The 15,109-nt window shown below is 73.3% G+C and carries 10 protein-coding genes; 2 read left to right on the forward strand and 8 right to left on the reverse strand.

Annotated elements, in window-relative coordinates; genetic code table 11:
* Positions 1 to 304: 304 nt before the first annotated feature.
* A complete protein-coding gene (locus OG776_RS01850) occupies positions 305 to 877 on the reverse strand; it encodes an AMIN-like domain-containing (lipo)protein (protein WP_410093244.1) in 573 nt (190 codons plus the stop codon).
* Between the two features lie 379 nt (positions 878 to 1,256).
* Here OG776_RS01850 and OG776_RS01855 point away from each other — a divergent pair, with 379 nt between their 5' ends.
* The gene (locus OG776_RS01855; RefSeq protein WP_148011413.1) at positions 1,257 to 1,901 is read left to right on the forward strand and encodes a DUF4142 domain-containing protein; all 645 of its coding nucleotides are present in this window, start codon (positions 1,257 to 1,259) and stop codon (positions 1,899 to 1,901) included.
* A gap of 85 nt (positions 1,902 to 1,986) precedes the next feature.
* On the opposite strand, the gene OG776_RS01860 is transcribed toward OG776_RS01855, so the two are convergent.
* Positions 1,987 to 3,336 carry an amidohydrolase gene (locus OG776_RS01860; RefSeq protein ID WP_329318384.1) on the reverse strand — a complete coding sequence of 450 codons (1,350 nt, stop codon included), beginning with the start codon at positions 3,334 to 3,336 and terminating at the stop codon, positions 1,987 to 1,989.
* 357 nt (positions 3,337 to 3,693) lie between these two features.
* Between OG776_RS01860 and OG776_RS01865 the strand changes: the two genes are divergently transcribed.
* Positions 3,694 to 3,858 (forward strand): thiazolylpeptide-type bacteriocin, encoded by a 165-nt coding sequence (locus tag OG776_RS01865; protein WP_329326309.1) that lies wholly within the window; start codon positions 3,694 to 3,696, stop codon positions 3,856 to 3,858.
* 197 nt (positions 3,859 to 4,055) lie between these two features.
* Here the strand turns inward: OG776_RS01865 and OG776_RS01870 are convergent, their stop codons facing one another.
* The 6 genes from OG776_RS01870 to OG776_RS01895 all read right to left on the reverse strand — a co-directional run bounded on the left by OG776_RS01870 (position 4,056) and on the right by OG776_RS01895 (position 15,104).
* Complete coding sequence (locus tag OG776_RS01870) at positions 4,056 to 6,056, reverse strand: TOMM precursor leader peptide-binding protein (protein WP_329318386.1); 2,001 nt, start codon at positions 6,054 to 6,056, stop codon at positions 4,056 to 4,058.
* Positions 6,053 to 6,805 (reverse strand): ABC transporter permease, encoded by a 753-nt coding sequence (locus tag OG776_RS01875; RefSeq protein ID WP_329318388.1) that lies wholly within the window; start codon positions 6,803 to 6,805, stop codon positions 6,053 to 6,055. The genes OG776_RS01870 and OG776_RS01875 overlap by 4 nt, the downstream gene beginning before the upstream one ends.
* Positions 6,802 to 7,863, reverse strand: a complete 1,062-nt coding sequence (locus OG776_RS01880) for an ABC transporter ATP-binding protein (protein ID WP_148011378.1) — start codon at positions 7,861 to 7,863, stop codon at positions 6,802 to 6,804. Before OG776_RS01880 ends, OG776_RS01875 begins: the two co-directional genes overlap by 4 nt.
* A gap of 1,406 nt (positions 7,864 to 9,269) precedes the next feature.
* Positions 9,270 to 10,562 carry a lantibiotic dehydratase C-terminal domain-containing protein gene (locus OG776_RS01885; protein ID WP_329318390.1) on the reverse strand — a complete coding sequence of 431 codons (1,293 nt, stop codon included), beginning with the start codon at positions 10,560 to 10,562 and terminating at the stop codon, positions 9,270 to 9,272.
* Positions 10,559 to 13,336 carry a lantibiotic dehydratase gene (locus OG776_RS01890; RefSeq protein WP_329318392.1) on the reverse strand — a complete coding sequence of 926 codons (2,778 nt, stop codon included), beginning with the start codon at positions 13,334 to 13,336 and terminating at the stop codon, positions 10,559 to 10,561. The genes OG776_RS01885 and OG776_RS01890 overlap by 4 nt, the downstream gene beginning before the upstream one ends.
* A gap of 178 nt (positions 13,337 to 13,514) precedes the next feature.
* The gene (locus tag OG776_RS01895; protein ID WP_187286096.1) at positions 13,515 to 15,104 is read right to left on the reverse strand and encodes a SagB family peptide dehydrogenase; all 1,590 of its coding nucleotides are present in this window, start codon (positions 15,102 to 15,104) and stop codon (positions 13,515 to 13,517) included.
* Between the last annotated feature and the right edge of the window lie 5 nt (positions 15,105 to 15,109).

Here is a 15,109-nt window from a genome sequence, read left to right on the forward strand (position 1 = left end):
GCCGCTGGTGCTCCGCACCCGGACCGCGGGCGGGCGCCCGATGCGTCTCGCGGCGCAGCTGGGCTTCACCGAGGTGGAGTGGTGCGAGGGGCGGGGTGCGGAGCAGCGGTCCGGCGGGTGGTCCCCGGTCACGCCGTCCGGTTGAACTCGTCTTCCACAGAGAGTGGTTCCCGGTCGGCGGGTTTCGCCCCCCGGTCGGATGGTCACCGTACAACGAGGGCCGTGCCGCCGCCGGCCGGGCCGCGGGGGTCGGCGTGACGACAACGCGTGGCGCCGGCAGGCCTGATGAGCTGAGCCGACCGCCTCACCAGGTGTGGGCGACATCGACCACCAGGCGGTCGGAGAGCTGGGAGACGCGGAACGGCAGCCGGGCCCTTACTCCCAGGCCCACTTGCGTGACCCCTTCGAAACTGGCCCCGAACTTCGCGTCACGGAAGGTGCGGTAGCCGGTCAGGTCGACGCCTGGAAGCGCCTTTCCGCCCTGGCCGGGGTAGGTCGCCGAGTGGGTCTCCGGGTCGTAGGCGGGAGCGGACACCCTGATCTCGATGATCGCCCCGCCGGAGATCGGAATGCGGATCCCGGACGGGTCCTGGTAGAAGACGTCGACGTACTGCACGGTGTACCCGATCGGCGTCGTGCCCGACGTGGGGACGTCGAAGACCATCCGGTCGTAGCAGTCGTGCGCGCCGGTCCTGATGTCGGTCAGCGATCCCGTGCTGATGTCCGCGGCGGTCTTCGGGAGACTGCCCCAGCCCGTCGGGCACACGGCCGCCGCCGTCGTGGCCGCACCCGCCGTGGCGGGCACGGCGACTCCCACGCCCACGCCGGCCATCGTCAGGGCGGCCAGCATCGCCGCGAATCGTCTCGTACGCATCATTTTCCCCTTGTGCTCGGGCGTTTGGTTTCCTGTCATGTACGACATGCCCGTCACGGGATTGGTTGTACGGGGCGCCCGGAAAGTGATGATCCATCAGCCTGCGGAGGCCGGGGTGAACACATCGAACCACGCGCGTGCCACGACCCGTTCCGTGGAACCTGCGCGCGCGTCGGGCCCCGCGGTGGATCTTTTCCTCCCCCCGGCTGAGTCCGAACGGCTCGCCGTGCGTACTGTTCTGTGCCCCCACCAGGCGACGACGGATCGGCGGACCAGCCGATGACAGGCAGGAGGAACGGTGCAGCGTTCGCGAAATGTGATCGGAACACTCTTTGTCGGGGGTGCCCTCGCCCTGACGCTCAGCGCCCTCGCGTACCCGGCGATGCTCGGTCTGGACACCGTGTCGACGACGCCCGACCGGGTCATCGCGAACACGCAGTGGGGGCCTCTGACCGAAGGCGAACGGGACTTCGTCGTCAAGGTGCGCGCGGCCGGCCTGTGGGAGCACCCGCTCGGTCAGATCGGCCTGCAGAAGGGGCAGAGCAAGGCGGTCAAGATCGCCAGTCAGCACCTCGTCGACGGGCACGCCGCGCTGGACACCAGCTGCCGCAAGATCGCGCCGATGCTGAACATCACGCTGCCGAACGTGGCGAGCCCCCAGCAGGAAGGGTTCGTCACCCAGTTGAAGGGTGAGTCGGGGAAGCAGTTCGACGTCGACTTCGCCAACATCCTGCGCATGACCCACGGTTCGATCTTCAACACGATCGCCAAGGTCCGCTCGACCACCAAGAACACGTTGATCCGCGCCCTGGCCAACCAGGCCAACGCCACGGTCCTCGATCACATCACCGTGATGGAGAAGACCGGGCTCGTCGACTTCGACACCACGGTCTTCAACCAGACCACCCCGCCGAAGCTGCCCAAGTCCGACATGACTCCGCCGAACCCGGTGCCCGGCCAGCCCCAGGTCATCCTCAGCCCGCCGCCCAACCCGACCTCCAAGCCGCTGGACCTCAACGCTCCCTGATCTGGCCGGCGGACGCCGTGACCGATCCACGCCGGACCGCCTGGTGCGTCAACCCGGCGGCCGGTGAGCGGACTTGCCGGGCGGGTCAGTCGGCGGCCGGGGCGGTCAGCCGGGCCAGGGCGGCCGTGGCGAGCGCGGTCGTTCCGGTCTCCAGGGTGAGGCGGGCGCTCGGCAGGTAGCGGGGCGAATGGTTGCCGGGCAGGCTGCGGAGTTTCTCGGCGGCCCCGGTTCCGGGGGCCGCCGCCCACTGTGCGGGGCCGATCGCACCGAGCATCCAGTAGGCGCCGCGAATGCCGGGGTGTCCGTGCAGATGGGCACCCGCCCCGGTCAGCAGGGGGAAGTCCTCGGTGGCCGAGGTGGCGGGCCAGCCGGTGACACGGGAGGTACCGAAGGCGGTCACGTGTGCGGCGCGGACGGAGGCTGTGACGTCCGCGTCGGCGAGCGTGACGCCGGAGCGGGACGACCGCGCGACGGTGACCCGCGGTGGCCTGGCCGCGGAAGCCGCCTCGGCTCGGGCGATCCGCTCCACGGCGACGGCCGCGCGGTCGAGGGCCGCCTCCGAGAAGGCCCGGACGGTGATGTGCAGCACCGCCCGGGAGGCGATCACGTTCCCGGAACGCCCCGCGTCGACCGTCCGCAGCGAGGAAGCCGAGACGACCAGCCGCTCCGCGGGGTCGGTCTCCCGGGCGACGATCGTGGACAGGCGCGTCACCGTCCCCGCCGCGGCGAGGAGCGGGTCGGCGGTGAGATACGGAGTGGCGGCATGGCCGCCGTCGCCCTCGAACGTCACCTCCAGCGTCAGGCTGCCGGCCAGGACCGGGCCGTCGGCATGGGCGACCATGCCCGCCGGGAAGGACGCCGTGTGCTGCGCGAGCACCACGTCGGGCGGCGTTATCCGGTCGTACAGGCCGTCCTCCAGCATCGCGCGGGCGCCGCTGAGGGTCTCCTCCGCGGGCTGCCCGACGACGAGCAGGGTGCCGCGCCAGCTGACGCGCCGGGCCGCGAGCCATCGAGCGGCGGCCGCCGCACAGGCCAGGTGGGCGTCGTGGCCGCAGGCGTGCATCACAGGGACCGGGTGGCCGTCCGGTCCGGGCGCGGTCACGGTGCTCGCGTAGGGCACGCCGGTCCGCTCTGCCACGGGCAGCGCGTCGAGTTCGGCGCGCAGCAGGACGGCCGGACCCGCGCCGTTGGACAGGGACGCCGCCACGCCGTGGCCTCCGATGCCCCGCAGTACGTCAAAGCCGTCCGCCGCCAGCCAGTCCGCGAACCGGGCCGCCGTTCGGCTTTCGGCGCCGGAGAGTTCGGGATGACGGTGCAGGTCGAGGTAGAGCTCGGTGGTGGCGGGCAGCAGGCTGTCCAGGCCCGGAAGCGCGGGCCCGGCCGGGGATCGGTCGGGGCCCTGCGGGGTGCGGGGTCCGGTGTGGTCGGTGGTCACGGGCGGGGCTCCTCAAGTGGTGGCCGCCCGCGCGTCGGTGGCGGGGCGGCGAAGTGGTCTGCGGCGGGCGGAGGGCGCCCGGGGCGGCGGACGTCTGCCGGGGTCGCCGCCGGTCCGGGGGCTCGGCGGCCAACTGGGTGTCGGCGGCCGGGTGGTCGGTCCGGATGCCGGTGGAACGGTCGGGAGGCGGGATCACGGAGGTGGTGTCAGCGGGGTGACAGCGGGGAGCCAGGGCGCTGACGTCGGTACCGCGTAGAAAGGTGGAAGCCCGAGGTCCTGGCCTCCGGCAGGTTCAGCGCGTCGCCGGCCGGGGCTGTCCCGGTCGGTACCCGGTCCCCGCACTCCCAAGGAGACACCATGGCTGACAACACCCTCGCCTCCCTCGCCCAGGAGATCCTGGACCTCGAGTCGGAGACCTTCGAGATCACGGACTACTCGGACGCCAGCGAGGTCATGCTCGGCTCCTCCACCAGCTGCTCCTCGACGAGCACCTGCTCCAGCACCACCTCCTGCACCGCCTGACGTCCGACGTCGGGTTCGACGGTCCCCGCGCGCGGGTGCGCGCCGGGGACCGTCCTCGTTCCACGCGAGTGCCGGGGCCCGGCCTCCACCTCGCCCGTCGGCGCTCGCCCGCGCCTCTGTGCCCGCCCGCTCGTGGTGTGATCGTCCGCACGTGGATGTCGTCCCCAACGCCTCTTCCTCGATGGGGACTTCGGACGTCACGGGAACGGGTGCGGCACGCGCCGCAGGTCCTCCTCACCCAGCGGCTCGGGGACCAGGCCCGCGCGGTACGGCGCGGTCCGCAGGCGCGGCATGTGCAGGGCGCGCTGCCGCGGCCAGCCGAAGTCGATCGGCAGCAGTCCTGGGGCGAGCGTGGCCACCGTGCGCAGCCCCATCCGGCGCTGTTCCGGGGTGGTCTGGTCGACGGCGATGACATCGCATCCGGCGACCGCGAGCAGGTCGCGCAGGAGCAGCAGGTCGTCGCGGAGATCCGCGGTGCGCGGGCGGCGTTCCTCCCAGTCGGCGAAGAGTCGGCCGGGTGAGCCGGTGCGGGGCGGGGTGAGGTAGTTCTCGGCGTGCCGGCGCATCGCGGGCAGTCCGAACAGCGCGGCGTGGTCCGGCAGCCGTGCGACGAGGTCGAAGTCCTCGGCCATGGCGGCGAGTTCGTCGGGCCGTTCGGCCACCTGGCCGGGCAGGTGCGGGATGTAGGTGAGGATCTCGGAGACGGCGGACTCGATGGCGGTCTCCGGGTCGAAGGACGCGCCGGCCGCGAACGCCAGGGTGCCGGGTCCGTCGTCGCGGCGGACCGCGAGGCCGGTGACGACGGGGACCGGCAGGTCCACGCGGTTGTCGAAGACGTGGACGTCGTAGCCCTGGAGCGCGGCCCGCGCCACCATGGCCCGTACCTTCGGTCCGCGTACCGACTCCAGGTCGATCTCGGGCAGGGGAAGGCCGCCGTACCAGCCCAGCAGGAAGGCGTCCCGTTCGACGAGTTCGAGGAGGCCGAAAAACACGGCTTCCTCCCATGTACCGCCCGTGGCACAGCCGTTGGAGCACTCGAAGACGAAGTTGTCCTCACGCGTGCCCGCGCTGTAGTAGACGAGCCGGGCCGGGACGAGCACCGGGCGTTCGTCGCGCAGCGACCACCCGGTGACCCAGGGCAGGGGCCGGGCGGGATCGAAGGGCTCGACCATCGGGTCCCGGGCGTAGGTGCGGGGTTCGTAGAGGCCGCACAGGCGGGGGTCGAGGGCTCGGTCGCCCAGTTCGTCGAGGGAGGCGGTGACGACCGGGCGACGGTGGCGGCGGTGGGTGCCCGCGTACCGCTCCAGACCCTCAAGGAACGCCAGGTCGCGACTGCCCGCGTAGGAGTTGGCCTGGCCGCTCCAGGTGACGTCGGTGAGTCCGGCGTAACCGCGCATGAAGACACTGCCCGCGACCGGCGCGGTCGTGGGCGAGGTGACGTCGATCCAGGTGCCGCCGCCCAGCACCCCGCAGACCGGGTTGGCAAGTCCCTTGACCGGCAGCGGGTAGTCGGCGGGGCGGCGCAGCCGGTAGGCGTCCGGGCGCGGTTTCGGGAGCGAGGCCGGTGCCGTGGCGGTGGCCTCCTCGGCGGCCTCGCGGGCGGCCCGCTCGGTGAACGGCCGGCAGTGCGGGCACATCGGCTCGGGCACCAGCGGGAAGGTGCGCACCCGGAGGGTCTCCAGGTCGAGTTCGGTGACGCGCGGCAGTGCGGCGTCGGCGCCCTCGACGCTGTGCCGGGCGGCGCCCGAGGCGACGAGGCGGTGCAGGGACCACACGGCGTCCACGGTGTGGTCCGGCAGGACGGGCCAGTGACCGGCCGCGGTGGTCTCCGTACCCGTCTCCAGCGCCTCCCGTTCGGTCCGGGTGCGCAGCCGCTGGCGGCGCATGGCCAGGCAGGTGCCGCAGGCGGGGCCTGCCTCGGAGGCACCGCCCCAGGGTCCGAACAGGACGGCCTGCGCGGTGAGATGGATGCCGGCCGTGTCCGAGAGCACGGCCGGCGGGCCGGGGTGGACCGCGGCCGTTCCCGGGGATCCGGGCCGGACGGCCGGACGGCCGAGGACATCGGCGTCGCCGATGCGGGAGACGGCCGGGGCGGGCAGTCCGGCCGCCGCGGAGCGGGTCGCCAGGCGTGCCTGGAGTTCCGCGCGTGCGGCTTCCAGGGGCGAGACGGTCGGCGCGATGCGCGTGGCGGTGGTCATGGCCGGTTGCTCCAGCGGAAGATCCGGGTGGCGATCAGGCCGAAGACCAGCGCGAACACGGCGAGCCCCGCGCAGTCCACGGCGATGTCGCCGAGGTCGCCACGTCCGCCGTAGGCGTCGGTGATCCCGTCGTTGAGGTAGTGGAGCGGCAGCACCTTGGCGACGGCACGCAGCCAGCCCGGCATGAGGTCGTCGGGGAAGAACGAGCCGGAGAGGAAGGCCATGGGCACCATGACGATGTTGGCGATGGCCGCGACCGCTTCCGGGGTGTTCGCGACGCTGCCGACGATCAGTCCCATGGCGAGGAAGGCGGTGACCCCCAGGAGCAGCAGTGGGGCCGCCGCCCACCAGGGTCCGGCGAGGCGCAGGCCGAAGAACGGCAGCAGGGCGATGGCGGTGAAGAGCACCGTCTGCACGAGGGCGACGCACAGCGCGACGGTCCAGCGGGAGGCGAGCAGGGTGCGCAGGGGGGTCGGGGTACGCCAGATGAGGCGGAGCAGGTCGTCGCGGCGCCACTGCATGAGGGCGAAGGCGACGGAGAACACCGCCGCGTTGCCCACGCCCCAGGAGAGTACGCCGGGGGCGATGTAGTTGATGGACGACAGGCCGCCGTCGACGTGCTGGCCCTGGAAGATCAGGCCGAAGAGGACCAGGAAGGCGAGCGGGAAGGCGAAGGTGAAGAACAGGGTTGTCTTGTCGCGGACGCTCGCGACGTAGGTGGCCCTGGTCAGTGCGGCGTAGGCGCTCAACGGTGGTGCTCCGATCCGGTGCCGGTCAGCGTCAGGTAGGCGTCTTCGAGGGTGGGTGTGCGGACGGTGACGGTGTCGATGTCGACGAGGTCGCCGAGTGCGGTGAGGACGCGGTTGGGTACGGTCGTCTCCAGGACCAGGTCGCCGCCCTGGACGGTGGCCCGGTCCACGCCCTCCAGGGCGAGCGCCGTCTCGGCGGAGAGCCCGGCCGCGGGGACGAGCAGCCGGGCGGGGGCGGCCAGGGAGCGGATGAGGTTGCGAGGCGTGTCGAGGGCGACGACCCGGCCGCCGGCGATGATCGCCACCCGGTCGCAGAGTTCCTCGGCCTCCTCCAGGTAGTGGGTGGTGTAGATGATCGTGCGGCCTTCCGCGCGCAACGAGCGCAGGACGTCCCAGAGTTCGCGCCGGGCCTCCGGGTCGAGGGCGGCCGTCGGTTCGTCCAGGAAGATCAGCTCGGGCTCGTGCAGCAGCGCGGTGGCGACGGCGAGGCGCTGGCGCTGGCCACCGGAGAGGTGGTCGACGCGGGCGTTCTCCTTACCGGTGAGGCTGACGCGCTCCAGTGCGGTGGTCGCGGCGGCCGGGTCCCGGCCGTAGAGCGCGGCGACCGTGCGCAGGTGCTCGCCGGCGGTGAGGCGGGCGAAGAACGCCGACGCCTGCGTCTGCACCCCGATCCGGGCGAGCAGCGCGGTGTCGCGAGGCCAGGGGCTCTGCCCGAAGACGGTCACGGTTCCGGCGTCGGTCCCGCGCATGCCCCCGACGATCTCGACCAGGGTGGTCTTGCCGGCGCCGTTGGGGCCGAGGATGCCGAAGAACTCGCCGTGCCGTACGTCGAGGCTGACGCCGTCCAGTGCCACCACCTCCCCGTACCGCTTGGTCACGCCGTGCACGGCGACGACCGTTCCGGCGGGATTCCCGCCGTGGACCGCCTCGGGGGCCTCATCGTGAACCGCCCCGTCGAGGGATTCTCCGCTGGCGGTCTCGGTGACGGCGGGGACAGTGACGGTCTCGGTGACGGCGGGGCCGGGGGCGGCCTCGGTCTTGCTCTCGGGTGTGCTCATCGCCTCTTTCCTCGGGTGGTTCCATGGGCTCGGGACGTCCGGGAGCGGTCCGGTGCCCGCCGCCGGGGCGGGGTGCCCTGGCGTGGCTGTGGGAGATACGGGGTCCGGGGCCCTCGGGGCGGAGGCGGGGGTACGTCCGCCGGACGGGGGCACGGGCGGCTGCCCGCCGGTCGTGGGGGGTGCGGTGCGTCGCGAGCGGCCGAAGGAGCCGAGCGCCCACAGGAGCAGTACGGCGACGAGCAGAGCGGCGGGAAGCCACTGCGCCATGGTCGCCACGCTCTCCGGCAGGACGGTGCGCAGCGCCGCACCGCACAGTGCGAGGAGCGCGGCACTCTGCACCGCGGTGAGCAGGGCGAAGCCGCCGTACAGGATCCGCAGCCGCGCGGGGTACGCGGCGAGGCCGGGCCCGCGGCCGAAGACGGTGCGCACCGCGACGCCTGTGAAGTCGCGGCTCCCGGTGGCCAGTTGGGTCACGCCCAGGGCATGACCGAGAGCCCGGTACCCGTCGAGGGGCGGCAGCGGCAACAGGTTGGCCAGACCCGAGACCACCCCGAGCAGGAGCAGCGCGCCCAGCGCGGGGCGGGCCTGCGCGTGGGCGGGGAGCAGGGCCCACACCAGAGCGAAGGGCACCAGGAAGAGCAGGTTGGCGAGGACCCCGGCACAGGCGGTGGCGACCTTGCGGCCGCGGCTGCCGAGGAACTGGACGTCCTCCACGGTGCAGTAGAGATAGGTGGCGCCCAGGATCCAGCGCAGCCCGATCTCGGTGACGCGACCGCCCCAGGCCCGTGCGAACAGACCGTGGGCCAGTTCGTGGAGGGCGAGGCTGCACCACAGGACGCAGCCGACGGCGAGCAGCAGCGCGGGCTGCCGTGCCGTCTCCTCCGTCTGCCGCCACAGCGTTCCGGCCTGGACGGCGACGGCGGCGAGCAGCGCCACGGCCGCCGTGACGAGCACGGCCGGCACACCCGGCCGCCGCACGACGGTGGTCGCCCGGTGCAGCCGGTCCATGAGCGCGGGTGCGTCGGCGACCAGCCGGGTCCGCCCGGCGAGGATGCCGCTGGGCGGCCGGCCCGCCGCCGGCCCGGCGGCCGGTACCGCGGCATCGCCGGTCGGCGCCCGGCCGCCGTCGAGGAGGTCGCGGCCGTGCAGCAGCCGGAGCAGCTGCCCCCACTGCGCTTCCCCCAGCCGGGCGCCGAACTCCCGCGCGTAGGCGTGGCCGATCTCGTCGAGGCTGTGGCTGCCGTCGAGCCGCGCGATGATGAAGTGTTCCTTGGGCCCGATCTCCAGGCGACGCCCGGTGACGGGGTCCATCAGCAGATGGATCCGGCCGGTGCCGCGTACGAGGCTGGGGCCGAACACGATGTCGCCCCGCACGCGTGGTCGGGCGGCGAGAAACGCGTCGGTGCTCACCCCTCGCCTCCCGGCGCCCGGCCGCGGGCCGCCGCGCCCTCGGTGGCGGTGGCTTCGGCGCTCGCCTCGCTCGGAGCCACGGCGGTCTCCGGCTGCCCCGCGCCTCCGTCGCGCAGGGCGCGGGCCAGGACGTAGGAGAGGAAGGCCTCGTCGCGGATGGTCATGCTCAGCCGGTTGTTGGTCATGTGCAGATAGGGCGAGAGCAGCATGGGCAGCGCCTGGGCAGGGTCGGTGGGGCGGATGTCCCGGCTGCCGTCCCACGCGCGGAAGGTCAGGTCGCCGCGCAGCGTCAACTCCGCGGCCCGGTCGCGCAGTTCGGTGCTGTGTTCGGCCCAGCCGCGCAGGAACGCCGGAAGCCGGTCCGTCTCGCCCCGGGCGACCGCGTCCCTGATGCGCCGGAAACGCTCGGGAAGGCTCGCGCCCATCTCGGTGTAGGCGCGGTCGTAGCCCTGGGCCGCGGTGTAGTTCGTCCCGCTGAACGCCCGGTCCCAGAAGGCGTGATAGCGGTCGAGGAAGGTGAGCAGTGCCTCGTCGTCCTTCAGGAACGTGCCGGACATGACCATCATCAGCTGGGCGGAGAGTCCGAGCAGCACCGTGCGCAGGTGGAGGTTCATGCTCCGCGCGGCTTCGACGACCAGGTCGCTGGAGTGCTGGAAGTGCCACTCGGCGAGCGCGACACCGCCGGGGCCGCCGTATTTGCCGTACTCGGGCTCGTACGGCCGGTCCTCGAAGCTGTTGTTGGGGCGCAGCCGCATCCGCCCGTCGGCGCCGAGGAACTCGGCGCGCTGCTCCTCGGTGTACTCCAGGGTGAACAGGGTCTCGTACAGGTCGGCGAGGAAACCCGCCTTCACCTCGTAGAGCGCGGGGCGTTCCCGCAGGAACGTGGCGAGCGCGGTGTGGGCACGTTCCCGGACGGCGGGGGCGTCGGCGGCCCGTCGAGGGCGCAGGCGCAGCCGCAGATGCGGGCCCTCCAGCCAGTAGTTGATGAAGAAGTACCCGGCGAGCAGGCCTTCTCGGGTGAGGTCGTCCACCAGCGGCTTGACGCACTGCAGGAGCAGCGGGCGAGGGCTGGCGGCGTAGAAGACGTGCACGGCGAGCCAGTCGCCCGGGGCGTCGGCGTCGTGCGGGGCGTCGGAGTCGTGCGGGGCGTCGGAGTCGTGCGGGCCGGTGACCGTGGCGGAGGCGGGGACGCCGGAAGAAGGAGCGGGTGCGGAAGAGAGGGTGGGTCCGGACGAAGGGGTGGGTCCGGAAGCAGGGGTGGGCGCGGAGGAAGCGGTGGGTGCGGTCATGGGGTGGGGTCCTCTTCGGGCAGGCCGGCCGGGGCGGGGAGCATTTCTACGGCGAGTTCGGCGACGTGCCGGCCGCGCGGTGAGGTCACATGGAGTTCGCTCTCGCCGGGCAGCATCTCCTCGAAGACGGTGCGGGCCCGTTTACCGGCCAGGAGGCCTTCGAGCGCGGTGAGCGACAGCGGGCTCTCGAAGTCGACGTACTGGGGTTTGGACCCGCCGAACCAGCCGGCACCCTCGCCGGTCGTCTCCTCGTGCACGGTGGCGAAGGCCTGGGCGGGCAGCCCGTGCCGGACGCGCCAGCGGTGCCAGCCGAGGTACCACTGGCCGGCGGTGGTGTCGGGGGCGCGCAGCGGGAGACTGCCGTCGGCGGCCGTCCAGGACCGCCGATGGAGCACGAGGGAGTGGTGGCGGACGCGCGGCCGGCGGGTGACGCCCTCGGTCTCCGGACCGGACGGTACCCCGCGCCACACGTCCGGCACGGACCGGGCGGTCGGTGAGAACAGGAGGAGGGTGCGGGGGATCTCGGGCAGGACCATGGGGACGAGGTAGCCGAGGTAGAGCGGAACCACCTCGCGGTCCAGGCGGCGTGAGCGCAGGACGAGCCGGTCGGTGTCCGTGTCGTGCACGGCGTGGAGGTCCTCGAGGTGGAGCCGCGCCTCTTCCGGGGCGGTGCTGTGCTCACCGGGGCAGACGATCTCGTAGTCGGTCAGCCGGCCGTGGAGGTTGAGGTTGGTGGTGGTGGCGCCCGCGGTGATCTCGGCGAAGACCGCCCCGGGCGGGAGCAGTCCGCGCAGTTCCGCGCGGAGCGCGTCCGTGAGGCCGGTGGTCTCGTCCGTGCCGTCGAAGCAGTGGGTGAAACGGGTGAAGGGGAAGCACAGGCCGCCGAAGGAGTCGTTGAGCACGACGAGTGGATCGCCGTCGCGGCGGGCGAGTTGGAGGAAGTGGCTGTGCGGCTGGAAGGCGGGCCCGGCGGCGCCCAGTGCTTCGGCCACCTCGTTCACGGTGTCCTCGTCGAGGACGAACTCCTCAGCTTCGGGGTTCAGTTCGGCCCAGTTCGCGCGCATCCGGGCGGTCAGGGTCGCGCGCGCCCGGTCGACCGCGGCGATCTCCGGCATGCCGAGCCAGTTCTCCTCCGGTGCGTGGCTGCCGTCGGGGAGGCGGTCCTCCTTGGTCGCGGTGAACTGGAGGTACTGCCGGAAGATGTCCTCGTGGAAGTCGTGGACGAGCCGCAGCAGGTCCTCGCACCGTCCACCGCGTCCGAAGCGGGCGAGGAAGAAGCCTTTGAGCGTGAGCCGCTGGGGCAGGGCGACGTCGAAGGCGGGCAGCACCCGGCCGACCGAGCGGAGCGGGCGGGCGGCGAGCGCCGTCCACTCGTCGAGGGCGGCGGAGGTGGTCCCGGCCGACACGTCCTCGTAGACAAGGGTCTGCGGGAGCACGGGCCGTTCGGCGCCGAGGTCGGACTGGAGGGCGAGGAGGTCGGCACGGAGTGCTCTGAGCAGGGCGCGGCGGCCGGGGACGTCCGCCGCCGGGTATCCGGCGAGGAGTTGGGCGGGGCCGTCCAGGCGGGTCGCGAGGTCGTCCGCCCAGGGTCGTTCGAGTGCGCGGAGCGACCGCTGGACGGCGGCTATGGGATCGGGCTCGTGCACCGCGAGGGAGAGCGTCGGCAGTTGGAGCATGCCGAGGTCGAGCAGGGCGGTGAGGTAGTGTCCGGCCGCCTCGTCGTCGGCACCGGTGGTGGTGGCCAGCCAGTTGGCCAGGTCGCCGTGGCGGCAGGTGCCGTCGTGGTCCCGCAGCAGGGCGAGCATCGCGTCCAGCGTGCCTCGGCGGCGGAGGAAGAGCAGCCGGTCCTGGGCGGCGTCGAAGCTGACCGGCGCGCTGTCGTCGCCCGCGGTGACGGCCCGCTGGACGTAGCGGATCCGGTCGTCGTCCAGTTTCCACCCGGAGGCGAGGGCCACCGGCAGGTCGGCGCGGCGCCGTGGGTCGGCGGCGATCAGTTCGGCGAGCCGGGTGAGCACGACGACGTTGAGCCTGCAGTGTCCGGTCCAGTCGTCGTCGACACGGGTCGCCGCGGGGGTGTCGTCGTCGGCCGGTGCCCGGAAGCCGCCGAGGGCGACTCCGGTGAGGGTGCTGAAGGGGCTGGTCTTGCACGCGGTGCGGTAGACGTAGGAGAGCAGCGAGCGTTCCATCTTGCGGGTCCGTTTGCCGGGGACCGCGGCCGGGTCGGCAGGGTCGGCGGCGAACGCGTCGAGCCGCTCCTCGAGGGTGGGTGAGGCGAGCAGCAGGCCTCGGCGGAGCCGGTCGTCCAGGGCCAGTTCGCGCAGGGCGGTGCGGGTGCGGGCGAGCCCGGACGCGAGGACGGCCTCACCCTCGGCGCGCAGTCCGTCCCAGCGGACGCGGGCGTCGAGCCAGGCCGTGAGGTCGGCCCCGGTGCTGCCGCCGAGGCCGGCGGCCAGGGCGCGGGCCTCTTCGAGGTCGTTCGGCAGGCGGTTGTTGAAGACGGTGCGGCGCAGCGCGAGCAGCCGGCGGCGCAGCGCGGCGTCCTCGGTGGCGCCGACCACGTCGGACAACGGATCGCTGAGCGCGGCGCCGAGGGCGCCGAGACGGTCCTCCTCGGCGGCGGCCCGGACGGCCCAGTCCGTCGCCTCGGGGGCGCGCAGGGCCACGACCGTGTCGACGGGCAGCCCCGCGACGCGCAGCATGAAACGTCCGTGCAGGCGGGCGGAGCCGTCGGCGGTGGGGGCGTCCTGGGCCGGGCTGGTGGCGGTGGGGCTCACGCCCTCCCCCTTTCCTGTGGGGTGTGCTGCCGTCCGCTGGAGGGGCGGCCCGTCGGCCGACGGGTCACGGACGGGAACGGAACGGGATGTCGGGTGGCGCCGGGGCTTCGGGGGGAAACGGGGAGATGTGCGGGAACCGGAACGGGGACGGGGATGCGCGGGGGCGCCGGGGTGCGGGTCACGGCGCGACGATGTCGTAGCGGTAGTCGGCGGAGCGGGAGCGCTCGTGACCGATCATCATGATCAGGAGCGGGATCTCGCCCCGTTCGGCCAGCCCGAGGCGCTCCTCGAAGGAGACGCTGTCGAAGCCGAGGGCGACACCGCAGCCGGTTCCGGCTGCCGAGGCGGTGGTGTAGACGGCCTGGGCGACGGCCCCGACGACGGCGTTGACCAGCCGGTAGCCACGGTCGCCGACGGCGTCCAGTACGGCGTGGGTACGGGCCACGGGCACCAGGACGGCCGCGGCCTGCTCCACGTTGTAGTTGGCGAGGAAGTAGTTCTGCTGGAGAAAGGCGCCGTGGTCCCCGGTGCGCAGCACGACCAGCTCGCCGGTGTCGCGGTCGTACTCGTAGAGGCCCGCGGGCACGTCGCGGACATGGTTGACGAAGACGCACAGCCGGGCCAGCGGTGCGCCGCCCGGGGATTCGGTGTCGCTGTCCAGCGTGCCCGCCGCGACGGCGGCCCGCAGGACGACGGCGAGCCGGGCCGCGTCCAGGGGCTCGGCGGAGGTGAACCGGCCGAAGCTGCTGCGGCGTTCGCGCAGTGCCCGGCGCACCGGGACCGCCAACGGCGTGGGCTCCGGAAGCGGGACGCGGTCGCCGGGTCCGGCGGGGGCGGCGAGGGCGCCGTCCAGGACGCCGGGTGCGGGCCGTTCGTCGGCGCCTGCCAGGGTCGCGGTGTGGATGTGGCGCAGGGTCGGGAAGGACAGCACCCTGCGCGACTTCTCGTCGGGCACCCGCCGCACGGAGGCAGCGGGCGTCGGCGGTGCCGGAACCTCCGGAGCGGCGCCGGCCCAGCGCAGCGGTACGACGGCGAAGACACCGTCCTCCTCCGGATCCAGTCCGAGCAGCCGGCCGAGCCGGGGCTCGTCGAACCAGAGGGCGGTACCGAGGTGGAGCCCGTGCGCGCGGGCCCACATCCGCCAGGTCTGCACGAGGGCGCCGATGTCCATCGTCACGGCGTGGTAGCAGAAGCTGTTGTACTTGAAGGAGTTCTGCCAGAACGTCACGCCGAGGACGAGGAACTGGTCGGTCCCGGCGGCTTCCTCCAGGTCGCCGAGGGCGGCGCGGACCTCGGCGCTCACGTCGCCCGACAGGAGCCGGGTGAGGCGGTGGTGCGGGGTGTCGTAGTAGTGGACGCCCGGTGTGAGGGGTCCGCTCGCGCCGCTGATCCAGTGCACCCCGATGGGGTACAGACCGCCCCCGGAGGCCGTGCCCCGTGACCAGTTGGCGTGCGAGTAGAACGGCAGGGAACCCAGGTCGGTGTTGGCCTGGACGGCGAGGCGGCGCCCGGTCAGACCGTAGGAGTCCCGGAGCATCGCGCCGAGCAGCGGCAGCGTGAACGCTCCGGTGCCGGCCCGGCCGAACAGGCCCTGGCCGAGTGTGGCGTCCTCGGCGCAGCCGCCGTCCGGCAGCGGCACGGACGGCGCGCCGGGGAAGAACTTCCCCTTGCGGGGTCGGTCGGACCAGTCCGGGACGAAGTCGGCCGGTTCCATGGGGACCCGGCCCCGCCGCATCACCGCGGTCGCGTACTCATGGGCGTATCCCACGGTCA

It is taken from the genome of Streptomyces sp. NBC_01689, from assembly GCF_036250675.1.
Classification (GTDB): domain Bacteria; phylum Actinomycetota; class Actinomycetes; order Streptomycetales; family Streptomycetaceae; genus Streptomyces.